The following is a 26,283-nucleotide window of genomic DNA, read 5'->3' as shown; positions in this document are numbered from 1 at the left end:
TTATTTCGTCGTTAAATCCGTACTTCCCTTAGCAGAAATAAAGTATTTAAACGTCCAATATCCAAAGTCATTCTGATGAATTGCCACAGTCGGCGTCTCAGGTGCTCCTTTGTAAATACTTACATACTGGAACTTCACATACCTGCCATCATTCAGCCTAAAGATAAACACTGTCGTCTTAGGAAAATTGAAATACATCAAATCCCCTGTTTCAGTATTAAACACCGGCTGAGACACATCCATACCCACCGTATGAATAAACTCACTCTCCGCAGGTGCAGCCGTGATATTATCAAATGTCGTATCCTCATACCCCACTACCTTCACATCCGAAGCATTCATGGCAAACTTATCCACGCCATCCCAGTAATTAGGTGCAGTACCTCCCCAATTGGGCGCCATACTCAAACCAGATCCCTGGAAAGCCAGATCCCATGACGCCGTATTAATACTATCCTCCCCTGCACCAACCAATCCCATTTTCGCAAAACTAAACAGATTATAATCCAGTGTAGATGCTGTAGGTACAGGCAGACTATTGACCTCTACTACTCCACTCACTTTGATAGTTACATATTCATTCACAATCGAATCTTTCTTTTCATCCACAGGTGTCACATCCGTGTCTTTATCATCTTTACAGGCGAAGATAGCCCCGGTCAGACACAGTGATAAAAAAGCATACTTGAATTGCAGTTTCATTTCATAATTTGTTTTAAAAAAATACAGGAAAACGGCCTCCCGGCTATACCTCACACCTTACAGTGCCTGGTACTGGAAGTTATAATATGGATAGTTGGTAGCAGAGCTACTTGCATTAGGAGTACTGTTGGAATAAATGCTGGTGATGCTCACCTTCCATACAGCTTTACCAGTAGTACGATCTTTCAGGATCAGTGTACGTGGTTGATGTGCAGTTACAATATGGCTGGAAATATCATAATCATACCAGCCGGTACCAGCGCTCACAAGTACAGCGCCCATGTAAATATTGTTAGTACCCAGTTTACCACCTGGAGCAGCAATAGTAGTTACACCTTTGGCAGTAGCGAAAGCGGTATCCTGGTAGTTCAGCGTATAAGTGCTGGAATAAGCATAGATATCACCATTTGCACTACCAGTGAAACGCAGGGTATAACTCACAGTAGTCGCATTTACAGAATCACCACCTACGTTAGTAGCCAGGTTGAAATAATAAGTGCTCGCGACATTTGACCATTGCGTGCTGTCAGCTGGCGCAGTTACAGTACCCTGCGCAAAGTTGGTAACAGTGTATACTGATCCTGATCTGGATACAGTACCTTTTGTTTTGCTGGCATACGGACCAGCTACGGACAGATCAATAGAACCACCATCTGGTACAGTTACAGCCAGACCACCACCTACAGTGAGGCCGCTGTTAGGTGTAGTTACGTCATCTTTTTGGCAGGAAGAAAATAAAGCAATAGTTCCCGCTACCAGCAGGGCAGCGCTAAAACGAAGTGTTTTCATTAGATTTGTATTTTAAGAATTTTCAATAGTATGGCATCTTGTGTGGGACAGCATTTTCCCGGGCGCTATTAGGACCGTCACATCCAGCGTCTGTGGTGAATGCAGCCTGCATAAGGCCATACTTCTTTTTCCAATTAGTGGTTATTCCCGGTCACCGGCCGTTTCCTGTATAGTATTTATTTTGTGTTTGTCTTCAAATTCAAATCCCCCTTCGTCTCCTGCACATAATATCTAAAATTAAACCACGGGGCCAGGTTCTTCGTATTCTCATCTTTATAATCAGGCGCTGTCGCCGGGTTATCCTTATACAAATTCACCAACTCCACCTTCACATACCTGTTATCTTTCAACAAAAAGATCAAAGACCTATCCTTATAAGGCACCAACGAATGATCACTAAACTGATAATACCCCCAGCTATCAATCACATCATTTATATCAAAAGAAATCGGCACACTATTCCTGATCATAGAATCCGCCGGCGCTGCCGTCAACTCATCAAACGCAGTTCTCACTACCCTGATCTTCCCCAGCCCATTCTTCCCTTCAACAGTAGCCGCATCCGCATTTACCTGTGAATTATAAATGCTGTTGAACATGATATGCCATGTAGCTTCACCATCCACCGCAGCAGCACTATCTACTGCCTTGTGCGTATCAAAATTAAAATACCATGCACGATGCCCTTCTGATGCAGCATGCCCTACATCCGGAGCTGGATAATTTACCACATACACCACATTGTATTTCTCATCCAGGTAAATATGCTCATCCAGTTGCTTCACACGGCTGGGTACCCAGTTGGTCCCTTCTAAATAAGTTGCTGCAGGTGTAGTCGTATCATTATCTTTCCCACAGGAGCAAACAAAGAACAGTGTCAGTGCCAGCAAACTATTGGTTAAATGTCTTATCGCCATCTTTATTGATCGTGTATTTAAAAGTGATATAAGGTGCAGCAGTATGAATATCCGGGTTAGCCGGGTTATCTTTATAAAAACTATAGATCATCAGTTTTGCATAATTCCCCTTCGCAGTTTTAATAATAATAGTACGAGGCAACCCATACACCACATGGGCTTTCTCACTATCACCCGGATACATCTGTCCATAAAAATCATAGAAGGCATATCCATTTGTACTTCCATTAAAATGATCCAGAGTGAGATAACCATTTATCAACAGATCAGCATCTGCCACAGGTACAGTCGTCACTTTATTAAAAGCCTCCTCCATTAAACTTTGTGCAATAGGCACAGCAGCAGGACGCTGGTTTTCATAATCGAAATATTGCTTATCCACTGCACTATCTACCACCAGGTATATGCCCCCTTTGCCAGGTCCACCCTTACCAGGATTGTAAGTAGCCGTGCCATTATTCGCCCATACACTGCTGTTGTAAATGCTGGCAAATGCAATGTCCCATTTGTCAGTCGTTGCATAAGCATCGGGTATCACACGGCCATCTTCCAGGCTATAATACACAGTTTTGAAAGTAGCGCTACCACCAGCTCTCGCTATAGTATCACCGATTAGGTTATTCACAGTATACGTACCACTGGCGGTCACTGTCACTGCAGGTAAATCAGGTAAAGCAGGATCGTCCTTTTTATCCTTATCCGAACAGGATGCGAATAAAAAGACGGCTAACAACAAGAAAGATATACGCATTATTATCAAGGTGTTTTCAGGTTATGACTACCATCCTGCTGTACAAAATAGCGGAAGGTGAAATAAGGTGCCGGCCAGAAAAGATCAGTCACAGTAGGAGGATTGCCCTGGTATACATTGATCAGTTCCAGCTTTCCATATTTACCATCTGCTGTGCGGATGATAAACGTGCGGTTCTGAATAGGCACTGCCAGATGTGTGTTCAGTGAATAGAAATACCAGCCGGTATTATAAGGTTGTGGATAACCATCCCATCCTGCAAAACGAAGATTCCCTGTTTCGAATGCATCCTCTTCGGGAGCTGTTGTCACTTTGCTGTAAGCACTATCCACAGCGATGATCAGTCCCTTTCCCGCGCCACCTTTTCCGGGACCTTCTCCACTACCGTTATTCACATATACGAGGGCATTATAGATATCTGTAAATGCAAGGTCCCAGTTATTACTTTGCTTAAAGGTGTTGCTGCTATCCCATGATTGCAGTTTGGCAGACAGCTTGAAATAAAAACTTTTGAACGGGCGTTTCTCTTTTCCTTCCACACCATCCGCCACAGAGGCTTCAGTATCGCCAGCAAGGTCGTAGATGACAGTGCTCACGCCATCTTCATAATTTAGTTTGGTAACATTGTTGTTCTCTTTCTTACAGGCCATAGTCAGCAGTACGATGGCTGCTAACCATTGCCATTGGGCTCGCTTGTACATATTGGTTATTGTTTAAACAGTCGCCATTTCAACCCGGCCATCAGGATGCGTCCGGGTTGTCCTGGCATCAACATATCCGTATAATTCATGAGGTTGTCTGCTGTGATCTGAACAGCCAGATGACCTTTGCAAAGTTTCTTTTCGATAGAAGCATATACCAGGCAGTAGGCATCAATGAATGTATCGTAGGTATCCAGAAACCGGTTATTGTTTGCATCATCATAGCCGGACCTGCTCTTATAATTCGCGCGGAAAGTAGCGCTGATGCCCCAGGGAGCATATTCATAAAACACACGTAGGTTTAGCATATGCCTGGATCTGTTTTCAAGACCGATATAATCACTGACTTTAGATGCCTTCGTCTCTCCTGTATTATTGTTACGTATCTTATTGTATGGATAGGCGCCGGTCCTGATAGAATCCATGATCCCCCTATCCTTCGCATACAGTAACTGATAACCGAAAGATATATCCAGGCCTTTCAGTACATGTGTACTGACACCGGCTTCTACGCCTCCGGTAAAAGATCTGTCAAGATTGATATAGGAATAAACGGGTTGAAAATTTGTGCGGGTCGCAATCTGAACAGTGTTGATAAAGTTGTGCAGCTGGTTGTAAAAGCCATTCACATCGATGCGAATTTTTTGAACAAGTGTATAACTCATTCCAACATTGTAAGAGACAGCCATTTCGGGTTTCAGTGCAGCACTGATATCTTTTGCCACAGGTCTTACCTCACTGATCAACCCCGCTGCCTGCATGGCGGCCAATTGAGTAGCCACTTCTTCCACACCCAATACGGTATATCCTGCCTGTGGATTGGTAAATACCTGGTATCTCTTCTGAAAATCAGGTGTTTTATAACCAGTTCCAAAAGCAGCGGTCAACGATATTTTTTCTGACAAACTATATTTCAATCCAGCGCTGGGATTGAGTCTGCCGCCATAAAAATCAGAATGGTCATAGCGGAAGCCCAAACGGGAACTCAGGCGGTTATTCACTTTCCAGTCACCTTGAGCATAGGCATACTCACTTTTTAAATCATTCCCATCCATCACTTCGAGATTACCTCCTATGCCCCCGGTAAATGATAACTGATTCGACACAACATATTGCACCTGCTCCTCAAAGCGATGATAGTATTGGGTAAAATCATTTGAGCTCAGTTGTGCAGACTTACCTGTACTTACATCCTGAGTAGTGCTATATCTTGTCAGGTAGTACTGTGTTTTTAGTTGCCAGGTATTAGTAAGGTTAGCGTTCCAGCCATTATTAAGGTTAGTTTTCCTGTCTTTATTAAGGTTAGCCTGCCAGTCTTTATCAGGATTAGCCTTCCTGCCTTTATTAAGGTTAACCTGCCAGACAATCGCTCCATTCACATCACTTTCATGCAGTACATCCCTGGTAGTATTCGTCACCTGACTACTGCTATAGACAGATTCATTGATAGAATTACGGAGTGCCCATCGACCGGCAATGTTTAGTGAATTGTTAGCATTCAATTTATACCGAAGCCGGCCCTGCAGACTATAACTATCATAAGGTGGTGCGGTCGCGCCTTTGCTCAGGAAGGAATTCACATTGAAGCCATCGGTATGATAAAAATTACCTGATAGGTTGAGGGAGCCGTTACCACTCTTATCAGTTCCTCCACCAAATGGTGTTTCCCCTTCCAAAGTAAAATCCTGCGTATGCTGCGAACCATATCTTACAATAGCCTGCCCTTGTGCCGCATCAATATGTTGGCGGGTAATAATATTCACTACCCCTCCCAATGCTTCACTCCCAAACAAACTCGAGCTGGCCCCCTTCACAATTTCGATTCTTTCAATATCAGAAACAGTAATTCTTGACAAGTCGAAATTTCCCGCATTTCTACCTATCATAGGTTGACCATCAATTAAAATCAAAATATAATCAGCGCTAAACCCTTGTAGTTGCATACCAATTGCCCTCGACCCTGCAGAGACATCATTGACAATCGCAATACCCGTCTGTTCCCGCATCACCTCATCCAGTCGGCGGCTACCCATCATTTCCAGTGTCTTGCGACTAATCACAGTCACAGGCATGGCAGCTCTGCTGGTAAGTGTTTCCAGGTGCACGGCTTTGACTTCCACACTTTTCAAAGTACGGGAGGTATCGGATTGACTAAAGGCACATAAACTGCTACAACACAATATGAAGAGCGTGTATAAATCTTTGCTGGTACGCATGAAAATTGAAGGATACTGCTATCTACAGCATATCGGGTACAATAATATATTTGGTTCGGGGCGGAGTGGTGTAAAAGTAGGAAGGGAATGTGACAGGGAAGTGACGAAACGGGAAAACCATTTACGCAATCAGGAAAATAAGGAATGCTTACTAAAAAGTGAGGGATTATGATTTCCGCTTTCGCGAAAAAAGGGAATTCTTCAACGTTTTGCGCATGCAAAACGTTGAAGAATTCCCCCTCGAATTTTTTGAGGTTTGCGAAGCAAGCCTCAAAAAATTCGCCTATTCTTTAATTAATGCATACTCCACAACCGGATACCCTCTCTCACCACCATCATTAATCCCCATACTCACAAACTTCAGCTTATAATAGTTACCCGCCGGATCTCTCACGATATAATAATATTGCTTGTAAATACCACTGCTGGTAGATCTCCAGCTACTACCAATCGCATCTCTTTTAGAAGAGAAAGTCAGTGAAGCCGTATCCGCCTTCGTGAAACTTGAATACCCAACCACAGTAGAATCCACCTTGGCAGCAGACACACCAGCATACTGGTTGATCACCACAAAATCAGAGAAGAAATAAGGAATAGTAGCAGTATAATACGCTGCATAAGACCATGCAAAATCCCACTCAGCTTTCTTAGGCTCTACACTCACTGTAGCATTGGTAGCAAATGAGAAGAACACAAAGTTATAACTGGAATTCTTAGTAATAGTAACAGAGTTAATAGTAGTAGCACCCAGTAAAGCATATTGTAAAGTATAACCAGTCGTACCATTGCGGGTAATTTTCACTTTATACCAGGTAGCAGGATCGGTAGTACCATCTTCTGCTTTTACCAGGTATACATAGTTCGCATCAGCAGTAGCAGATACTTCAGCAATCACAGTAGCACTCAGATCACCATATACATCATCGATCATGCTAAGCGTACCCTGACCCTGACCAATCGCCATACTTACACCGCTGGCATCATCAGTAGTCACCGCAGTAATATCAGTTTTAGTAGTCACTTTTGCACTCATAGCGCTAAAGCTATTCAGAATAACTCTATAATCACTACCGCTATAAAAACCCAGTGACCAGCTAAGGCGTTTTACAGCAGTTGCTGAATCAGTACTCATATCAACATATACAGTGTTTGGTGCGCCAGTACCGCCGCCACCATCTAAAGTTAATTCGGATCCATCAGAAGGAGCAATCACCACAGTGGCATCATCATCTTTACTACATGCACTAAATAAACCAGTAGTAGCAATCGCCAGCACGAGTAAAAGTCTGCTTAATTTCATAGAGTTTTTAATTTTTGAATTGTATTTTATGAGCAATTGAATTATTTCCTGTTCTATTGAGATATCGAATCGGATCATATTTTTTATTTTATGGATAACAACCCATCTGGAATTGGTTTATAGCAACCATGCATGAGATTAGTTTATAACAACCCATCCGGAATTAGTTTATAGCAACCATGCATGAGATTAGTTTATAACAACCCATCCGGAATTAGTTTATAGCAACCATGCTTGAGATTAGTTTATAGCAACCCATCCGGAATTAGTTTATAACAATGCTGCTTGTTCTTTAAAGCAATGCCGTTGGGATTATTTCCTATCCCACGTAAAACTCACCCCCAAAAAGTAACTCCTCCCATACCACATCGGCAACTGCGTCCCCGCACTATGCGCCACTCCACTATTCGCGGTACTATTATTAATATTCGTCACATTGAATATATTCCTCACCCCTGCATTGATATTGAACATCTTTGTCAATGACTTCATCACTGTAAAATCCGCCATATTATAAGCTGCCGACTTCACCTGATGCAAATAAGTCGTACCATCTGTAGCCGTCGCCGACTCATACGTAGGTCTCACACCATTATATTTATAAGACAGATTTAGCGTAGTCCCAATTTTCCTCATATTATAAGTAACATTCCCATTCACCTCTGGCGTCCACATAAAAGTAGGCGTAGGATCTGTCGCCTTATAAGTATCATCATCAGAGAATTCATTGTATCTACCAATGTAAGAAGCCCCAACACTCACATCCAGGTTCTTCCAATTGAGCTTACCCATCAGCGTCCCACCCGTAGTTTTGAATTTGGCAATATTCACATAAGTCATCGTATCACTATTCGCCACATACGCATAGTCAATCATATTATCAAAGTCATTATAGAACCCGGTCGCCGTTACATTCAATTTCACTTTCCCAGACTGAATCGCCTGCCAGCTCAATGATCCCGTAAAACTGTTAGAATATTCCGCCTTCAGGTTGGTATTCCCTTTAATAGCATGACTCGCATCATAGAAGTTAAAATACAACTCACGCAAAGCCGGCGCCCTGAAACCACGGGCATATGACAAACGCAAATCCAATGTCTTAGACAATGCAAATTTTACATTCAAAGAAGGTATCACCGGAGGCGCATCGTAAATAGAATTCTTACTAAATCGGACACCCGGGCGGATATTGATACCTGCAATTGGTTTTAATTCAGCAGAAGCAAAAAGAGAATAGTTAGAAATACTGGGCGTACCCTCTATACGCTGTCCGGACGAGGCATCACGACTATATTCAACACCCGGCTGAAAAGACAGATGAGAATTCAGGGCATACTGCGCTGTACTTCTAAAGAACACCGCATTGTATTTAGTCACATCCTGCGCACCTGAAGCGGTAGACAAAGTTTCCGACCCATCAGTAAAGTTTTTAATAGTAGTACGTGTATGTCTATTGTAATCCTGGTAAGACAAAGCACCATTAAGACTCAGGTCATCATTCACCTGCCACATCGCCTGTGCCTGATGTGTATATCTTTTAGTCAGATAATGTGCGTCTGTCGCTTTTCCATTATCATAATTAATATCTCCTTTAGCAGCCAGATCTTCATCCAGATAATCAAGACGATACCAGGCCTTCACATTTTTCCTGTCAATGCCCACTGTACCATAAGTCATCAACTGATCCTTCGGATGCCATGCCTTAGCTCTTCCAGTCAACGTATCACTCCATCCCCCAAAATTATTTCCCGTAATACCTGCTCCAGCAAAATAACCATGATCACTCCAGCGCAACCCCAACGATGCATTGTGTTGACCTTTACCATCCAGTGCTGCATATTCTTTGCCCACAGTTTCTTCCTGCACACTCGCATTTACAGACAATTGCTTATCGCCATTATACTTCTTCGTAATAATATTAATCACACCTGCGAGTGCATCTGTACCATAGACAACAGACATCGGTCCTTCTACAATCTCAATACGTTCAATACTATGTACATCAATCTGGGCAAGGCTCTGGCGGGTACTTCCACGATCTACCAACGGCACACCATCCAGTAAGATCTTCACTTCAGCACCAGACATTCCCATGAGTTCCACATCAGTTTCACCCAATGTGTTATCATTAGAAAAGCGAATACCCAACTGATTATCCAGCACACCTAAAATGTTGGTAGCACCCCGCATTTTAATATAATCAGCAGTAATGGTCCTCACCTGGTATACAGAATGCTTTAATGATTGTGGGGTGTATTGTCCTGTGACCACAACATCATTTAACTGTACCGAATCCATTCCTTTTTTAATCTGAGCCCAGCATTCGTAAGAACATGCGAATAGCAAGGCTAATAGAATTACCCTAAACTTCATAAGTATTTTTTGATTGCAGTCGAGATACCTTTCCCAGGCTGCATGCGGTGCGAACACAGGCAGTTAAGGGACATAGATGTTAGTCCATGATACCGGAAAAAATAAGATATTGTGTAAGCTGTCGCGGAGTAAACAGTCACACAATACAGAACACTGGCGGAGTAAAATTGTGAAGCAAAGATCATAAAGAATCTTTGCTTCAAATAATCTGATCAGGAAAATGATTTACGCAATAAGGAAACTTTAATGAATCGATTTTGAAATCTTAGTATGTCAATTTTGAAACTTAGCCATACCAATTCTAAAACCTTAGTATATCAATTTTAAAACTTAGCCATACCAATTCTGAAACCAAGCACCCCTATCCCAAAAATTCAACCTACCAATTCAGCCACCTAGCGTATCAATTCATACACCTGCTGTAGCAGTAACGCCTCATCGATCGCATCTCTGAGGTCATTGAATTCATCCTGGGTAAAAGTAAAGCTGATATCCTTACAAGGGGCGTGAATGATGACTCTTTCTTCCCCATCAGGGAAGACCATACAACAATCTACAAAGTCTTGTCTATTCATCGTTTCACGAAAGAACTGAAAGTCTTGAGGGGAGAAATTGAGTAACAAATTATTATGCCAGATGAAAATCGTCTGACAGTGCATACAATGGCTAATTTGTGCCGTATTCTTTATACATAAAGTCCTGATGTCACACATATAATATCTTGTTTTAAAAATAGGGTTTCGTAGGATATTAATATGGGACAAAAGTAAGGGGGAATCAGGATGGTGATAGATCGATTCGGGAAAAGGATTTACCTAAACAGGAAAAACTGCATACCACCTCAAAGTTTTCCTCCTATAAAATATACCGTATTTTTTTAGCCACCCGCAGGCCCTGCCCTCCAACATAGAAAAGCTCCAGCCGAGGGCCGGAGCTTTTCTATGTTGCTTTTATAGTTTACTCTTATAACTTCGCCACCAACTCTCTCCACTCTGCCAACTCCGGATTCCCCGGCTTCCTCTTCCCAAAGAACTGTGCAATCATCTCCCCCTCCGCATCAAACACTTCCACCGAAGTCACCACACCATCCACACTTGGCTTCTGCACGGCCCAGCTCTGCGCAATATCATCCGTCTTCAAATGCAAATTAAAATCAGCATCCATCACATTGATCCATCCTGGAATCTCCACAATTTTCTCCACCTTTCCTGTATGAATCTCAATATTCCCAGGATTACCCACAAACACCATGATCTCCAAACCACTCGCCGCCGCACTCTCCAATATCGTCTTCACACTTTCCTTACCTATCTTCCGCGTAAACTTCCCATCTCCAATTTCCAGCGCATACGTACGGGAAACTTTATGCTTCATCAACAAAGGGAAGAAATCATGCGTATCCTGCAAACCAGCCCATCCTTCCAGGAAAGCCGCTTTATCCGCCGTCTCATTCGCATGAACAGGCGGCGCCGGAGCAGGCAATACTGTAATTCCCAGTGGTTGTTCATCAGCGGTAAACTCAGTCACTAGTTTATCCCATGCTGTAATATTTGTCTGTTCTACTGCATAAATCTTCACAATCGCATTTCCCTGTGCATCAAAGATCTGGATTGAACGCTTGAACCCTGTTGCCGCATCATCATTCACTGCAAACCCAAACTTCCAGCGACCAAAGAACATACGCAGGTCAATATCTTTTCCCAACACAGTACCTACATGTCTGCCAGCAGCATCCACCTGCTCGAACAAACCTTTCCTTTCAATCACACAATGTTCATTGCGTGTCAGCACCATTACCTTACCCAGTTCAGGCATACGCTCCATCAAAGCAGGGAACGCTGCTTTCAGATGTTGTACAGCCGTACCAGTACAGGCTGCTACCACCTCGCCCTCACTTACCTGCAATTGTTTTGCCGCATCGCGAATCCTTACTTTAGGATTTTCTGCCCGAAATGCGATCCATTGGTCTTTCAGAGTTGGTGTTACAATTTCATTCATTTTTTAAAAAACATTTAATGCCTTCCTGGCAGGTGATTGAAATAAACCAGCGGTAGCGGCGGTAACCACCAGCGGATAATTACATTGGGGATGCGACAATATCGACACATCCACTCCAAAACTATTTTTAATATGCGCTGAAGTAAACACGTCATCCACAGTACCCTGTGTATACAATGCTCCTTCTTTTAATAATATTATACGATGTGCAAATGCAGCGGCCAACTGAAAATCATGCAATACAGCCACCACCAATACCCCGGCAGCAGTCAGCTTCGTCGCTAGTTGCAAAGCCAGCTGTTCATGCAGAATATCCATACCCGTAACTGGCTCATCCAATAATAACATCTTTTTACCAGTATAATCCAGCTCCTGCAAACCCGGTGCTTCCAGCAACTGCGCTAATACTCTCGCCATCTGCACACGTTGCTTTTGCCCACCGGACAAGGTTGGATAAGCCCTGTCTTTCAGGTCATAGACTTGCATGATCTGCAATGCACTCTTCACAATTTCCTTATCCAGTGATCCTAAATTCCTGCTATATACATACCTTCCCATTGCTGCTACATCCTGCACAGAAAACGCCTGGTTCAATGTTACGTGCTGTGATAGCACAGCCCTGGTGGTAGCTTGCTGCGCTACTGGTATATTACGCAGCTCCTTTCCGGCAATCATCACGTCTCCATTGTAAGTTGGGTACTCACCGGCAATCACTTTCAGCAACGTCGATTTTCCTGCACCATTGGCTCCCATGATTACACAAAGTTCTCCTGCCGATGCGTCAAAGCTGATACCCTTGAGTATTGGCATTTTCCCCAGTGTGAGCGATATATTTTTAATGTGCAACATTATTCCAGTATTGTCTTCTATTATTTTACTATAAGTGATAAAAGCGTAAGGAAAGTATTGCCTTCTTTCCTTTATGATAAGCAATAACAAAATCGCGCAAGTATTATCCTCTTCTCCTTCACAATCACCAATAACAACATCACACCAGTATCAACTTCTTCTCCTTCACAATCACAAATAACAACATTACGTCAATATCATCTTCTTCTCCTTTACAATCAGCAATAACTACATCACGCCAATATCATCTTCTCCTCCTTTACAATCAGCAACAATAACATCACGCCAGTATCATCTTCTCCTCCTTTACAATCAGCAACAATAACATCATGCCAGTATCATCCTCTTCTCCTTTACAATCAACAACAGCATCACGCCAATATCATCTTCTTCTCCTTCACAATCAGCCAAATAAAAAACGGTGCACCAATCACAGCCGTAATAATCCCCACCGGCAATTCTGCAGGTGCAATCATCGTCCTACACAACAAATCTGCAATCGTAAGCAACACGGCACCTGACAACGCAGCACCAGGTATCAAAATTCTATAATCCGGCCCTGTAAACTGCCTCACAATATGCGGTACTATCAACCCAATAAATCCAATAATCCCAGCCACTGCCACACCCGCCGCCACCGCCATGGTAGCCAATATCACCAACTGCACCTTTAGCCGCGCTACCTTCACACCACTATGCATCGCTTCTCTTTCACCCAAAGCCAGAAGATTGATGGCAGGTGCCAAACCCGGCAATAAGATAACGGGTATTAATATAAAAGGTGTCACCCCCATCACCGTCGTCCAACTCGCACCTCCCAAACTTCCCAATGACCAAAACGTAATACTTCTCAACTGTTCATTATTCGCCACATACGTCATCAACCCAGTCACTGATTCACACAAAGCCCTCACTGCAATACCTGCCAACAACATAGTAGATATCACTGCCTGTCCGCCACTACGCGCTACTTTAAAAATAAACAACGTCGTAAGAATCGCACCTGCAAAAGCAGCGAAGTTGAGCGAATAAAAATTCAGTAAGGGAACAGATTGAAATATAGGCAACGAACTTTGTACAATTATCATCACCACAGCAGCCATCGAAGCACCGGAACTAATCCCGATCAAACCCGGATCAGCCAATGGGTTACGAAATAGTCCCTGCAAAGAAGCCCCTGCCACACCTAATCCCGCACCAATCAACACACCTAATATCACACGCGGCAAGCGGATCATCCACAACACCCCTTCCATATTTTCTTCATAAACTATAGGGATATGGATACCTGCTTTGTGCAGAAGAATAGCCAGCACCTGCAGCGGTGACATATGCATGGCACCGGTACCTGTAGCAATGAGAATAACCAGTACCAATAGTATGCTAAGCCCACCAATGGCACTGATATTCTTAAATATCTTATTCATTAACTATTCTGTTTAACGGTACTGTTACTCCTGAAAATCTTAGTCACTAAACATTCATCTACCAACTCCGACATTTCTGAAAATTTTAGCCATTAACTTTCCAGCTTCAAAAGCCGAGATCCATGAACGTCTTAGTCACTAAACATTCAGCTACCAACGCCGACATTCCTGAAAATCTTAGCCATTAACTTTCCAGCTTCAAAAGCCGAGATCCATGAACGTCTTAGTCACTAAACATTCAGCTACCAACTCCGACATTCCTGAAAATCTTAGTCATTAACTTTCCAGCGTCCAAAGCCGAAATCCCAAACACCTTAATCACTAATTTTCCGATTACCACCACAAATCCTCCTAACATCCTCCCCTTCCTAACTATTCAACTTCCCCGCCAATTCCTTCACTGCACTTATCACCCTGGGCCCAAAACCCGTCAACAAAGCCCCATCCATCACCACCACCTTCTTCTCCTTCCCGGCAGTCGTTTGCTGCACTCCCTGCACCTTCAACAACCCATCAACTCCACCCATACTCTTCAACCCATCATCAAACATCAAAATAATATCCGGATTAGCTGTCACCAACGCCTCTGGTGTCAAAGGTTTAAAATCATTAAAACTATTAGCAGCATTCTGTGCTCCTGCCAGTGTAATCATTTTTTCCGTAGGGGTTCCTGTACCCGCTACCAACATAGTACCCGCACCACGTGCATATATAAATAACACCTTCTTACCAGTTGACTTTATTTTCAGTGCCGCCTGCTCCCTCTCTAATTGTTTAACAAGTGCAACACCTTTTGCCGGTACCTGCAACGCAGCAGCCACTTCAGTAATCAACTTCTTAGTCCCTTCAATAGAAAATTCCTGTTTAAAAATCTGTGTCTTCACTCCCACAGTCTTAAACTGTTCAATCACAGCCGGCTGTAAAAAATTATCCGTCCCCAAAATCAGATCAGGATTAAGTGCCAACACCGGCTCTGCAGAGATATTTCTATTATGCCCTACTTTGGCAACCTGTTGCATGCTGGCAGGATAAGTACTGGTTACATCCACACCCACAATATTTTTCTCAAAACCCAATGCAACAACAATTTCAGTAACGGCGCCATTCAGGGAAACAATTCTCTTCTGGGCAAAAGTATTCATCGCCACAAGTAATGCAGCGGTCAGGACGATCAAGCGGTTCATAAAATCTTTAAAATAAGTTTGATAGAAAAAATAATGGTTGACCCTACCCGGGGTTGCGGGCCAACCATCGCTCACCGGAAGCACTTTACTCCGCCATGCTCCGGCAAGGTTTCTTTAATATGTTTATTACAGTCAGGACATAGAAATCCCATGAGGATATTAGCATCCCCTGACAGTAAGTCAAGTCAATAAATATTGATTATCAACCAGCCTGAATGGTATGCGGAGATATACCAGAAAGGTCGATGATGTGCGGCGGAGTAATTGAGTAATGCAAAGCTATGTCATAGAAATGTAAAGAACTAATCGAATCGGGAAAATTTTATGACAATCTTTACGCAAAAAGAAAAATAAGGATGAACGGTGATTTCGGTTTTCCTGAAATATTTTAAGCTGGCCGCAGGCTATTTCCACACAAATGAAATGCTTTTATTTTCTGTATCCGTTAGCAAGCCGCTCACTCCCTAAAAAACAAAAGCCCGCAGCTATCTGCGTCCGTTAACAAGCCGCAAGCCCCACTCCTAAAAACAAAACGCCGCAGCTATCTGTATCCGTTAACAAGCCGCACCCCCTCTCCTAAAAACAAAACCTCGCGCTATTTGTATCCGTTAGCAAACCGCACCCCCCTCCCTAAAAAAAGCTAAACACTCCACTAAAAGTGGATGCTTTTTTTCATGACAATACCTGAATCAAAAAAAAACAACTACTCAATTTGCATAATCGTTAAACCAAACCCTCCAATCCATTGTTTTAATATTTTTACCTGTAACCAGAAAATTTTAAGCCCATGGATTGGGAAGAATTGTTAAATCCATTATCGCCGTACTATCAAAATACTATGCGCGAACAAACACAAATCGTCAATCTCCAGGATGGATTGATCACTGCGGCAAAACGTCTCATGGCTTCACTCTATCCTCAATTGTACGAATTAGAATCAGCAGGGTACACCGAACTGGATAGTACTATTATTTCAGAATGTGTAAAGCTATCGTGTCGATTAAACGAAATCGTCTCGAAGTATCAGATCGAAAAGTAAGGGAGTTATTCTACAGTAAAGAGGAGCCTTGCCGCATTAATGCCAGCCATAATACCATATCCGTTTTCTACATTTGAATAAACGTTTTCCGGATCAAGGGAAATGTTTTGCGAATCGCTCAACCTTTGAGATGATGTAGACTGTAAGTACTGCCAGGCTGCAGGAGTGAGCGAACTTACTTCTATGATCATGTGCGTGCTACTGACTTCCTTCTGGGTCTGTAGTACAAACTGTATAGTTTTACCATTGAAATTTGCATCCGTTATGATGTACTCACTATTGTAATCATTGGTGATGATGTCAGGCAGATCATTATTTAATGCAGGGTCAAGTCTGAAGTGAATGGTATCACTCTTGTCAATTACCCATTTGCCATCGACAGAATCTGCGTTGAAGATGCGTACACGATAGTAGTCGGAGGTAGCGCCATTTTCCTTCAGGGTAAAGCGAACCCGGTTGAATGTGCGTTGTGCATACCCGTCGCTGATCAGCGGACGTATTGGTGTGCTGTCACCTGCACTTACAGAAGTTAATCCATCATTGTCCACATGAATGGAATAATGACTACCCGTCTTTGCAACAGCGTGCGATACGTAATATCCTAACCCATTTATCAATGTGTAAGTGGGAGTGGGCAGGGTAATGCCGTCTTCTGTCAATACAACGGTTGCGGAGTCTAATGGGTCAAATTGATATTCAGTCACTTGTTTACTGCGGGTGACACGGATATAGATCAGGCTGTCAGGTTGAATCAGACTGTTTACAACGATCTTGTCACCAGCATAAGGGATTTCAATTCTTGATTCCTTTACGCAGGAGATCAATGTTATGATGATAAGGGAAATTAAAAGTTTCCGCATGGTGTTAAAATTTGATTGAAAATGTCACACACTGAACAAAGCTACTCCCACACTATACCCTCCAACCTTCTTCACGATGTTAAAATTTGATTGAAAATGTCACACACTGAACAAAGCTACTCCCACACTATACCCTCCAACCTTCTTCACGATATTAAAATTTGATTGAAAATGTCACACTTGGCAGTATTGGCAAAATACTAATCTCCTGCAGGTACCGCTTCTCATTCTTCTTATCCGTCACGATAGAATACATAAACGGATTTGCATGATTATATGCATTAAACAAACTAATCGTCCAACTCCTGCTCCCCCACGGCTTCTCCTTCGTATTCGTCGCACTCAGGTCCAATCTATGTATCACACTCGTCCTATACTGATTCCTATTACTCAACTGATCCAACACCGGCAAAGTACTTCCCCCATCATAAGGCGAAGAATCATTCACCCCTTCAAAACTCGCCACCGGCAATGTCAACGGCAACCCTGAATTAAAATGCCAGTTCGCCGCCAACTCCCATCGCTTCCCTATCTGCTGCATCAACATTACCTTAATATCATGCCTCCCATCATAATTATAAGGATATGACTCCCCATTATTCACATTCGGAAACCGCCTGTACGCCCACGAAAGCGTATACGCTATCCACCCTTTCAACTTCCCTTTCCGCTTCTCCAACATTACCTCCCCACCATAACTCGTTCCCGTACCCACCTCTACATAATCATCCCAATTCTTACTCGCCGAGTTGAAAATCTTACCATTATCCTTATACTCAATCACATTCTTCATACTCTTATAATAAGCTTCCAGTGAAAGCGCATACCGCTGATCTTTCAATAACTTATTCACCCCAAAACTAAACTGCCTTGAAAACATCGGCCTTACCTTCCTGGTAGAAGGCACCCACAAATCCATCGGCAAACTCGAATTCGATACACTCAATACATGCAGGTACTGGTTCATATGTGTATGCGCCAGCATCAGCGTCCAATGATGCGGTAACTGATACCTCGCCTGCAACCTCGGTTGCAAAGAAGAATAGAACTTTCCCGGCACCAGAAATTCTGAAGCATGTAAACCAATATTCACCCGCAATGCATCCGTAACCGTCCAGTCATCCTCCACATATAGCAACGCCTCTCCTCCCGTAGAAGTCGCCTGATTATAAGACGTATCCAACAAAGCTTTAGACTGAGAATAATCCTGAAATGCCGATACCCCGGGATTAAATTTGTGGATAATTCCACCCACGCCAAATTTGAATATATGATTCGGAGAAGGAATAAATTCTACATCCGTTCTCAGTATCAGATCCTGCACCATTGAATAGTATTTCCCATACAAATGAATAGAATCAGCACTCTTCGAAGGCTCGTAATAATAGTTGTAATCGATATTGAAATAATACTGTGAATAATTCAATGTCGTATTCATAAACAACTTCGGATTAAAAACATGGTTCCATCTCAATGCACTCGTTTGATTCCCCCAACTCAATTTTGTAACAGTATTCTCTTTAAAAGGATTCGAAGCAGTCGTACTATCCGCATTATTTTGCAAGGTCAATCCAAGGTTATCATTACCTATATAACTACTGAAGTAAAGCCGGTCCTTAGGAGAAAAAATATGATTTATTTTCAGATTCACATCATGAAAAACAAGGTTCACCTTTGTCCCTTTCTCCTTTTGAATTTCCTCATAAATATTATCCAGAAAAGGTTCTAAAATAGACCTGCGGGCAGAAACGACGAAGGAGGTCTTATCTTTTTTAATAGGTCCTTCCACCATTCCTCTTACAGCAATCACACCCACAGAAGCCTCCCCATGATACTCTTTCATATCCCCATCTTTTGTGGAAATATCAATCACAGAAGAAAGCCTGCCTGCATAGCGTGCAGGAAATCCACCTTTATAAAAGTCTGCACTTTTCACAATATCCGGGTTAAACACAGAGAACAATCCAAACAGATGCGAAGAATTAAACACAGGCGAACCATCCAGCAAAATGAGGTTCTGGTCAGAACCACCCCCTCTTACACTGGTCACCGTACCTCCATCTACCCCACCGGATACACCCGGCAAAGTCGCAATCGCACGCATCACATCAGACTCCCCCAATAACCTGGGCATCGCCTTTACATCTGCCGGTGAAACATGTAAGGCGCTCATCTGCCGGTTAGATTGCGCGGAGTCAGATACCGTGAACTCCTGCAGACTATTAGAAGGCTGCAATCCTATGATGACAAATGATTTTTTTGTAGAGGAAAGTCTTTCCGGGTTATAACCAATATAACTGACCCACAGATTACAGGAATCTTTTGGAATGGTCAGACTGAAAAACCCAAACTGGTTAGTAGTAGCTCCTGCCCGTTGACTGGGAGCATATACCGTAGCACCAATGAGTCTTTCACCATTGCGCACGTCCTGCACATAACCACAGATAGTGACGTTGGGAGATTTTTTTACGGTCAGCACAATTTGTTCACCAATGCGGGCGAAGCGAATATCAAAAGGAGAAAAGAGTTCTTCAAGGGCTCTTTTCAGGGGTTTATCTTGAAAATTGACTGTTACCCGGCGGGAAAGGTCTACTATCTCCCTGCTATAGGAGAAGTGGATGCCGTACTGGGATTCCAGTTGTCCGCAGATAACGGAAAGTGGCTGATTATTTACGGTGACAGTGATCCGGGTATGCCAGTCCCAGCCTAACACCTGCAGGGGAATGAGTAACGTTCCCAGCAGCATTCTTCCGAGCAATGACATAGTGTGATTTAAAAAAATGGGCTTTCCAGCCTTCTTGATTGAAATACTTTCTGGACTTCTTTAATGTGGTGCAGCTCAATTTAATTAATCCTGCGGCCGCAACTCATAATCAGCACCCTTATTAATTACATTTGCATTCGTCGAATAAGCGATGGCATCCAATACATTCTTCACTGGTTCTCCTGTATAAGTGCCGGTAACCGGCAGCTCCAGCAACGCAGCATCTGCAGTTACGTTTATATGATACAGCACATGAATGGTCTGCAACACCTCCCGCAAAGGAGTATCTTTAAAGACTACAGCACGGGTCTCAACATCACTAATATGCGCGCCAACCTGGAAATGCTGCTTGCTGGTATCTTCCTGCAACAACATGCCAGCAGTTAAAATTACACTATCCTGCTGGCGGGTTACTTTAACTTTCCCTGAATGAATGAAGACACGCAGCTGACTGCTGTTATCCACACTAAAACGGGTACCCAAAACAGTTATTGCCTGATTGCCCAGGTCAATAATAAACGGATGAGAGGCATCAGTAGTTACATCAAAGGTGGCTTTTCCTTTCAGATTAACTTTACGATCTTTTTTACCAAACCCAGGGGCTACCTGTAATTGTGCGGCGGGATCCAGCTGGATGCTGGTGCCATCATCCAGTTTCACCAGCTGGGCGCCGTTATAGTTGATTTGCCGTTCGTTTTGATGCATAATGTACCAAAGGCCTGCGCTGATCAGGAGGAAAACAGCAGCTGCAGCTGCCATCCACCTGGTAAGGGTTTTTGCGGGGGCTTTGGGTTGGGATGACTCATTATGGGTCATTCCATTATTTAACTCCAGCGAATCCGACCCATCTACCCGACTACTGACACTTTCCTTACCATTTACGCCTTCTCCACCACTGACACTTTCCTCTCCGGTTACACCATTTTCGCCAATCATTCCCCGGTGGTCCATTCCTCCTCCCTTCCTTTGCAGCTCCATCCGCTCACTCAGCATCCTCCAGGCCGTCTCCGTATCCATTCCTCCTGCTACCGCCTGCTCTGGAGCTGTACTTAACAACTTATCCAGAGAAGCCAGCAATACCGGATGCTCAGAATTCGCCTGCAACCAGGTATTCACCCATCGCTGCTCAATGCTATCCGCTTCCTTCAGCAGATACTTGCATAGAAGTGCATATAATGCCTCATCTGGTGTAAGCATAGTCATGTACAGTTAGTAGATTTACAGATTTGCCGGGCAAAAATAACATTTGCCGGTATGATAAATGACGCGTGCGGAAGGAGGACTCCCCTATTGTGGAAAATAAATTTTATCATAAAACCTGCCTATAAAAACAGGAACATCCCCAAATAATCCCTCAATTCTTTATGCATATGCTTCAGCGCCTTCCCCATTTGATTCTCGACAGTCTTCACCGAAATATTCATCAGGGTCGCAATCTCCGCATATTTCAACTGCTGCTGCCTGCTCAGTACAAACACTTCCCTACATCTCTCCGGTAACTTCTCCAACGCCTGCTGGTACAATTTTTCCAGCTCCCATGCCTGAGACGACGTCACTGTTGGGGATAACTCATACCCTGAAGCCAGCTCCTTTTCAGACCTGACGGTATCTTTCCGCCAGTTACTAATCGCTGTATTCCGGATAGCAGCAAAAAGATAAGACTTCACCATTCCGGTAATATCCACACTCTCCCGTTTCTCCCAAAGCTTGAGAAAAACCTGCTGTACTACCTCTTCACCATCATGTATATCTCCGGTATAATGCACGGCAAAAGCCACGCACTGTGCATGGTACTCCTTAAAAATGGCTTCTAATTTCTGGCGGTCTAGCATGATATCGGTTACAAAAATAGTATTCCCGAATGAAGATCAATGCAATTATAAATAATAAAAGTTTCATTGTGACAACAGTGAAATGACGAGGATCTCTCTTTTGCTTTTCTGGTTTAACATTATCTTTGTGCCGCATGTATAATTTAATCAAAAAGGTGTTTTTCCGTTTTCCGCCGGAAAAAATCCACTATCAGGTAATGAAAGGCCTGCAGATATTGCATGGCGTTCCAATGGGCAAGCAGATCCTCCATTCATTTTGTATGTCTAAAAAGACCGGGCTGGAACGGACTTTATGGGGACTGACCTTTAAAAATCCCGTTGGCTTGGCGGCAGGGTTTGACAAGGATGCGAAGTATACGGATGAATTGGCTAGTCTGGGCTTTGGATTTGTAGAGATTGGGACTGTAACACCGGTGGCTCAGCCGGGTAATGACCAACCTCGTTTGTTCCGTTTGCCTACAGATAAGGCGCTGATCAACAGGATGGGATTTAATAATGTCGGCGCCGCTCCGGCAGCAAAACGACTGCTGAAGCGGAAGTCAGATATTATTATTGGGGGGAATATTGGGAAGAACAAAATCACGCCAAATGAAGAAGCGATTAATGATTATGAAAAGTGCTTTCATGCGCTTTTTGATGTGGTAGACTACTTTGTAGTCAACGTCAGCTCTCCCAATACGCCTAACTTAAGGGCTTTGCAGGAAAAAGAACCGCTGAAACAGTTACTGCATCATTTGCAGATGCTGAATGAGCAGAAGGCGAAGCCAAAGCCGATTTTATTAAAAATAGCACCGGATCTGACGAATAGTCAGCTGGATGATATTATAGAGATTGTTACTGAAACAAAACTGGCCGGGCTGGTAGCTACGAATACGACGATTTCAAGAGAAGGGTTACAGACTCCTCAGCATGAGGTGGAGGCGATTGGTGCAGGTGGTTTGAGTGGTTTGCCTGTGAGAGAGAAGGCAACGGAGGTGATCCGGTATATTTCTCAGAAGACGAAGGGGAGTATTCCGATTATTGCGGTTGGTGGGATCTTTACGGCGGCAGATGCGCAGGAGAAGTTGGATGCGGGGGCGAGTTTGGTGCAGGTGTATACAGGGTTTATTTATGAGGGACCGACGATAGCGAAGAAGATATGTGATGGGTTGAAGTAAAAAGATTGAAAAAGGCTGCTTTAGAGCAGCCTTTTTTATTGCCATAAATCTTCTTCATCCCAATTCTCTGGAAATCCCATGCGTTCCAGATCAATTCCTCTATATTTTACTAACAACTCCATTAGTTTGTAACTAAAATCATTTCCGGGGCTGGCAGTGTGTAATAAATAGCGAACGATACATAATTGGTAGTATAATTGTTTGCTCTCCAAACTTCCTACAAGGGGGATATACTTTATCCAAGGCAATTTGACTTGTTGAATTTCTCTGGGAAGAAACATAAATCTCCTGTAGCATACTAATGAGTGATGCGCACAATAATTTCTAATCATAGATATTACCTGCACCCAGTTTTGAAGCCATATCGCTTTAGGTAGCCCATAAACTTGCGCAATTATTTTTTTCTCTCTGATATCATTCCTGATATTTCCATAAATTCTGGATAAAGTTCCAAAAGAAAGAGACTGTAAGGTTATCCAGGCTGGTGGATGTTTACATCTATTACTCTTACTATCAAGCTGATTTATGCATTCTTCATCTGATCGATCCAGCTCACGGTTGATTGTTTCAATTACATCATTCATTCTTTCTTCACTAAAAAAGATAGCCTTATTCGTGAACCAGTTTGAACCATAAGCGGCACATAACATGTTGATCATATTGGCGCGAAACGAAACTTCAATTCGCTCAATTGCGCCTAATAACAGTAACCTAAGTTCACGATCAAAGTCATAAATTTCAATAACCTGATCGAATGTAGTGCCAGTAATAAAAGTATGGCTAGTGTTGTTTAACTGTAAATATTGCCAATAACCTGATAATCGATAAAACCCTACATGGTTTAGATAATGATTCGTTTCTTCAGGGCTATTTATGATCAAACCACGTTGTTGAAGAATTTTTATCTGGTCAGGTAATAACGTGAACGGTTTTTCAATGGAGTTCATATAAATAAAATAAAATGCCCCGCCTCTGGTACGCTGATCTTACGAGAAGCGCGGCGGGGACTGTTATTACAAATATACTTTCATTTATTCAAAAAAAACAAATTTTAACCTACCTAAAAAAGCATTTTCCATTAATTGATTCCTACATTATTTGATCACTATTATTATTCTCATCTATACAAAAAACGAACCTTATTAACTCCTCAATTTTCTTCAATCACAACAAACTAAATAACGATTCGTTTCTTTCGAATCATTTATTATTTAACCAAGCTATCTAAGGATTTTAATTTGATGAAGTGATAACGTGAATGGGGTTTCAATGGGGTTATAGAAAAAAATGCCCCGCCTCGGGTGCGCTGATCTGACGGGAAGCGTGGCGGGTTCTGTTAACACAAATATACTTTCATTTATTCAAAAAAAACAAATTTTTAGCTGTCTAAAAAAAGCATTTTCCATTAATTGATTGCTACATTATTTGATTGCTATTATTATCCTCATCTATACAAAAAACTAACCTTATTAACTCCTCAATTTTCTTCAATCACACCAAACTAAATAACGATTCGCTTATTCCGAATCATTTATTATTTAACCGCGCTATCTAAGGATTCTAATTTGATGAAGTTATAACGGGAACGGGGTTCAATGGGGTTATAGAAAAAAATGTCCCGCCTGTGGTACGCTGATCTGACGGGAAGCGCGGCGGGTTCTGTTACCACAAATATACTTTTATTTATTCAAAAAAAACAAATTTTCACCTATCTAAAAAAGCATTTTTCATCAATTGATTCCTACATTATTTGATCGTTATTATTATTCTCATCTATACAAAAAACGAACCTTATTAACTCCTCAATTTTCATCAATTACACCAAACTAAATAACGATTCGTTTCTTACGAATCATTTATTAGTTAACCGCGCTATCTAAGGATTCTAATTTGATGAAGTTATAACGGGAATGATCGTTCAATGGAATTCATATAAAAAAAATGCCCCGCCTGTGGTACGCTGATCTGACGAGAAGCGCGGCGGGTTCTGTTATCACAAATATACTATAATCAATAAGACAAAAACAAATTTTGACCTATCTAAAAAAGCATTTTCCATTAATTGATTCCTACATTATTTGATCGTTATTATTATTCTCATCTATCAAAAAACGAACCTTATTAACTCCTCAATTTTCCTCAATCACAACAAACTAAATAACGATTCGTTTCTTACGAATCATTTATTATTTAACCGCGCTATCTAAGGATTCTAATTTGATGAAGTTATAACGGGAATGATCGTTCAATGGAATTCATAAAAAAAATGTCCCGCCTCTGGTACGCTGATCTGACGAGAAGCGCGGCGGGTTCTGTTATCACAAATATACTATAATCAATAAGACAAAAACAAATTTTTAGCTACCTAAAAAATCAATTTTAAATAACTGATTCCAGTATTATTCAATCGATATTCTCCTTCACATTTTACAAAAACACGGCTCTAATCGAACCTTCCACAATCAACTATTATAAACTTCATCATTGCCACAAATCTTCCTCATCCCAGTTCTCCAAAAATCCCATCTTCTCTAAATCAATCCCTCTATATTTCACTAACAATTCCATCAGTTTATAACTAAAATCATTCCCCGGACTCGCTGTATGTAATAAATACCTTACAATGCATATCTGATAATACAATTGTTCACTCACTACACTACCTGCAGGAGGAATATTTTTAATCCAGGGTAATTTGACTTGTTTAATTTCTCTTGGAAGTATTGAAAAGGTTCTGTAACAAATTAATGAATGATGTGCACAATAATTTCTAATCATAGATGCCACCTGCATCCACGATCGGAGCCATATCTCTTTTGGAAGTCCATAAACATTTGCAATAGTCCTTTTCTCCCTAATATCATTCCGAATATTCCCATATATCTTGGACAACGTTCCAAAAGAAAGTATAGGCAGGGTTTTCCAGGCTGGGGGATGTTCAAACCCGCTTTTCACTTTATCATGCTGCTTTATAAATTCCTCATCAGATCGCTCAAGCTCTCGGTTAATTTTCTCAATCACATCATTCATTCTGTCTTTACTGAAAAATATATTCTTATCTGTAAACCAGTTCGAGCCATACACAGGACACATCATGTTAATCATGATAGCTCGAAACGAGACTTCTATTCGCTCAATAGCGTCTAATAACAATAACCGCAGTTCACGATCAAAGTTATATAGTTCAATAATATGCCTGAAAGATGTCCCAGAGAAGAATGTATTACGAACACTATCCTTCTGGAGGAAGTGCCAATAATCTGCCAATCTATAATATCCTACATGCGCTAAGTAATGATTAGCTTCATCACTATCATTAATTACTAGGCCACGCTGTTGAAGGATTTTAATCTGGTCAGGTATTAACGGGAATTGTCGTTCAATGGAATTCATAAAAAAAAATGCCCCGCCTCTGGTACGCTGA

General features: G+C 42.2%; 21 protein-coding genes. 2 read left to right on the top strand and 19 right to left on the bottom strand.

Features of this window, described 5'->3' with window-relative positions:
* The 13 genes from BW716_RS00735 to BW716_RS00675 form a co-directional block, all read right to left on the bottom strand.
* Positions 1-702, bottom strand: coding sequence for an HmuY family protein (locus BW716_RS00735; protein WP_083720183.1), 702 nt, complete (start codon positions 700-702; stop codon positions 1-3).
* Between the two features lie 57 nt (positions 703-759).
* Positions 760-1,491 (bottom strand): hypothetical protein, encoded by a 732-nt coding sequence (locus BW716_RS00730; RefSeq protein ID WP_083720182.1) that lies wholly within the window; start codon positions 1,489-1,491, stop codon positions 760-762.
* A gap of 176 nt (positions 1,492-1,667) precedes the next feature.
* Positions 1,668-2,408, bottom strand: a complete 741-nt coding sequence (locus BW716_RS00725; protein WP_083720181.1) for a hypothetical protein — start codon at positions 2,406-2,408, stop codon at positions 1,668-1,670.
* A complete protein-coding gene (locus BW716_RS00720) occupies positions 2,383-3,159 on the bottom strand; it encodes an HmuY family protein (protein ID WP_143708673.1) in 777 nt (258 codons plus the stop codon). The genes BW716_RS00725 and BW716_RS00720 overlap by 26 nt, the downstream gene beginning before the upstream one ends.
* A gap of 5 nt (positions 3,160-3,164) precedes the next feature.
* A complete protein-coding gene (locus BW716_RS00715; protein WP_083720179.1) occupies positions 3,165-3,860 on the bottom strand; it encodes an HmuY family protein in 696 nt (231 codons plus the stop codon).
* Positions 3,861-3,865: 5 nt separating this feature from the next.
* The gene (locus BW716_RS00710) at positions 3,866-6,076 is read right to left on the bottom strand and encodes a TonB-dependent siderophore receptor (RefSeq protein WP_083720178.1); all 2,211 of its coding nucleotides are present in this window, start codon (positions 6,074-6,076) and stop codon (positions 3,866-3,868) included.
* 283 nt (positions 6,077-6,359) lie between these two features.
* Entirely contained in the window at positions 6,360-7,376 is a 1,017-nt protein-coding gene (locus tag BW716_RS00705; protein ID WP_179090948.1) for an HmuY family protein, read from the bottom strand.
* A gap of 312 nt (positions 7,377-7,688) precedes the next feature.
* Positions 7,689-9,674 carry a TonB-dependent siderophore receptor gene (locus BW716_RS00700; RefSeq protein WP_235643382.1) on the bottom strand — a complete coding sequence of 662 codons (1,986 nt, stop codon included), beginning with the start codon at positions 9,672-9,674 and terminating at the stop codon, positions 7,689-7,691.
* A gap of 470 nt (positions 9,675-10,144) precedes the next feature.
* On the bottom strand, positions 10,145-10,462 hold the full coding sequence (locus BW716_RS38795; RefSeq protein ID WP_306460907.1) for a DUF6686 family protein: 318 nt from the start codon (positions 10,460-10,462) through the stop codon (positions 10,145-10,147).
* A gap of 250 nt (positions 10,463-10,712) precedes the next feature.
* Positions 10,713-11,747 carry a hemin-degrading factor gene (locus tag BW716_RS00690; RefSeq protein ID WP_083720174.1) on the bottom strand — a complete coding sequence of 345 codons (1,035 nt, stop codon included), beginning with the start codon at positions 11,745-11,747 and terminating at the stop codon, positions 10,713-10,715.
* A 3-nt stretch (positions 11,748-11,750) separates the two neighbouring features.
* Positions 11,751-12,596, bottom strand: coding sequence for a heme ABC transporter ATP-binding protein (locus tag BW716_RS00685; RefSeq protein ID WP_143708672.1), 846 nt, complete (start codon positions 12,594-12,596; stop codon positions 11,751-11,753).
* A gap of 371 nt (positions 12,597-12,967) precedes the next feature.
* Positions 12,968-14,023 (bottom strand): iron ABC transporter permease, encoded by a 1,056-nt coding sequence (locus tag BW716_RS00680; protein WP_083720172.1) that lies wholly within the window; start codon positions 14,021-14,023, stop codon positions 12,968-12,970.
* Positions 14,024-14,391: 368 nt separating this feature from the next.
* Entirely contained in the window at positions 14,392-15,207 is an 816-nt protein-coding gene (locus BW716_RS00675; RefSeq protein ID WP_083720171.1) for a hemin ABC transporter substrate-binding protein, read from the bottom strand.
* 787 nt (positions 15,208-15,994) lie between these two features.
* Between BW716_RS00675 and BW716_RS00670 the strand changes: the two genes are divergently transcribed.
* Positions 15,995-16,246 (top strand): hypothetical protein, encoded by a 252-nt coding sequence (locus tag BW716_RS00670; RefSeq protein ID WP_083720170.1) that lies wholly within the window; start codon positions 15,995-15,997, stop codon positions 16,244-16,246.
* A gap of 5 nt (positions 16,247-16,251) precedes the next feature.
* Here the strand turns inward: BW716_RS00670 and BW716_RS00665 are convergent, their stop codons facing one another.
* The 4 genes from BW716_RS00665 to BW716_RS00650 form a co-directional block, all read right to left on the bottom strand.
* Positions 16,252-17,106, bottom strand: coding sequence for a DUF4249 domain-containing protein (locus BW716_RS00665; protein WP_083720169.1), 855 nt, complete (start codon positions 17,104-17,106; stop codon positions 16,252-16,254).
* Positions 17,107-17,260: 154 nt separating this feature from the next.
* Positions 17,261-19,870 (bottom strand): carboxypeptidase-like regulatory domain-containing protein, encoded by a 2,610-nt coding sequence (locus BW716_RS00660; protein ID WP_083720168.1) that lies wholly within the window; start codon positions 19,868-19,870, stop codon positions 17,261-17,263.
* Positions 19,871-19,954: 84 nt separating this feature from the next.
* Positions 19,955-21,067 carry a FecR family protein gene (locus BW716_RS00655; protein ID WP_179090947.1) on the bottom strand — a complete coding sequence of 371 codons (1,113 nt, stop codon included), beginning with the start codon at positions 21,065-21,067 and terminating at the stop codon, positions 19,955-19,957.
* A gap of 125 nt (positions 21,068-21,192) precedes the next feature.
* Entirely contained in the window at positions 21,193-21,702 is a 510-nt protein-coding gene (locus BW716_RS00650) for an RNA polymerase sigma-70 factor (RefSeq protein ID WP_083720166.1), read from the bottom strand.
* Between the two features lie 134 nt (positions 21,703-21,836).
* Here BW716_RS00650 and BW716_RS00645 point away from each other — a divergent pair, with 134 nt between their 5' ends.
* Entirely contained in the window at positions 21,837-22,859 is a 1,023-nt protein-coding gene (locus BW716_RS00645) for a quinone-dependent dihydroorotate dehydrogenase (RefSeq protein WP_083720165.1), read from the top strand.
* 35 nt (positions 22,860-22,894) lie between these two features.
* Here the strand turns inward: BW716_RS00645 and BW716_RS00640 are convergent, their stop codons facing one another.
* Entirely contained in the window at positions 22,895-23,806 is a 912-nt protein-coding gene (locus tag BW716_RS00640; RefSeq protein WP_083720164.1) for an Abi family protein, read from the bottom strand.
* Positions 23,807-25,340: 1,534 nt separating this feature from the next.
* On the bottom strand, positions 25,341-26,283 hold a 943-nt coding region (locus BW716_RS00635), incomplete at its 5' end, for an Abi family protein (RefSeq protein ID WP_179090946.1).

It is taken from the genome of [Flexibacter] sp. ATCC 35208, assembly GCF_001975825.1.
Classification (GTDB): Bacteria; Bacteroidota; Bacteroidia; order Chitinophagales; family Chitinophagaceae; genus Chitinophaga.
Note: the sequence above shows the minus strand (reverse complement) of the source record. Positions and strands in the feature narration are given on the sequence as shown.

What these genes read in the sequence shown, in the direction of transcription:
- BW716_RS00655 (WP_179090947.1), bottom strand. Translation starts at nt 21,067, where the DNA reads ATGCTTACACCAGATGAGGCATTATATGCACTTCTATGCAAGTATCTG.
- BW716_RS38795 (WP_306460907.1), bottom strand. Translation starts at nt 10,462, where the DNA reads ATGTGTGACATCAGGACTTTATGTATAAAGAATACGGCACAAATTAGC.
- BW716_RS00685 (WP_143708672.1), bottom strand. Translation starts at nt 12,596, where the DNA reads ATGTTGCACATTAAAAATATATCGCTCACACTGGGGAAAATGCCAATA.
- BW716_RS00645 (WP_083720165.1), top strand. Translation starts at nt 21,837, where the DNA reads ATGTATAATTTAATCAAAAAGGTGTTTTTCCGTTTTCCGCCGGAAAAA.
- BW716_RS00735 (WP_083720183.1), bottom strand. Translation starts at nt 702, where the DNA reads ATGAAACTGCAATTCAAGTATGCTTTTTTATCACTGTGTCTGACCGGG.
- BW716_RS00730 (WP_083720182.1), bottom strand. Translation starts at nt 1,491, where the DNA reads ATGAAAACACTTCGTTTTAGCGCTGCCCTGCTGGTAGCGGGAACTATT.
- BW716_RS00700 (WP_235643382.1), bottom strand. Translation starts at nt 9,674, where the DNA reads ATGGATTCGGTACAGTTAAATGATGTTGTGGTCACAGGACAATACACC.
- BW716_RS00690 (WP_083720174.1), bottom strand. Translation starts at nt 11,747, where the DNA reads ATGAATGAAATTGTAACACCAACTCTGAAAGACCAATGGATCGCATTT.
- BW716_RS00725 (WP_083720181.1), bottom strand. Translation starts at nt 2,408, where the DNA reads ATGGCGATAAGACATTTAACCAATAGTTTGCTGGCACTGACACTGTTC.
- BW716_RS00640 (WP_083720164.1), bottom strand. Translation starts at nt 23,806, where the DNA reads ATGAACTCCATTGAAAAACCGTTCACGTTATTACCTGACCAGATAAAA.
- BW716_RS00660 (WP_083720168.1), bottom strand. Translation starts at nt 19,870, where the DNA reads ATGTCATTGCTCGGAAGAATGCTGCTGGGAACGTTACTCATTCCCCTG.
- BW716_RS00710 (WP_083720178.1), bottom strand. Translation starts at nt 6,076, where the DNA reads ATGCGTACCAGCAAAGATTTATACACGCTCTTCATATTGTGTTGTAGC.
- BW716_RS00650 (WP_083720166.1), bottom strand. Translation starts at nt 21,702, where the DNA reads ATGCTAGACCGCCAGAAATTAGAAGCCATTTTTAAGGAGTACCATGCA.
- BW716_RS00670 (WP_083720170.1), top strand. Translation starts at nt 15,995, where the DNA reads ATGGATTGGGAAGAATTGTTAAATCCATTATCGCCGTACTATCAAAAT.
- BW716_RS00705 (WP_179090948.1), bottom strand. Translation starts at nt 7,376, where the DNA reads ATGAAATTAAGCAGACTTTTACTCGTGCTGGCGATTGCTACTACTGGT.
- BW716_RS00720 (WP_143708673.1), bottom strand. Translation starts at nt 3,159, where the DNA reads ATGCGTATATCTTTCTTGTTGTTAGCCGTCTTTTTATTCGCATCCTGT.
- BW716_RS00680 (WP_083720172.1), bottom strand. Translation starts at nt 14,023, where the DNA reads ATGAATAAGATATTTAAGAATATCAGTGCCATTGGTGGGCTTAGCATA.
- BW716_RS00665 (WP_083720169.1), bottom strand. Translation starts at nt 17,106, where the DNA reads ATGCGGAAACTTTTAATTTCCCTTATCATCATAACATTGATCTCCTGC.
- BW716_RS00715 (WP_083720179.1), bottom strand. Translation starts at nt 3,860, where the DNA reads ATGTACAAGCGAGCCCAATGGCAATGGTTAGCAGCCATCGTACTGCTG.
- BW716_RS00675 (WP_083720171.1), bottom strand. Translation starts at nt 15,207, where the DNA reads ATGAACCGCTTGATCGTCCTGACCGCTGCATTACTTGTGGCGATGAAT.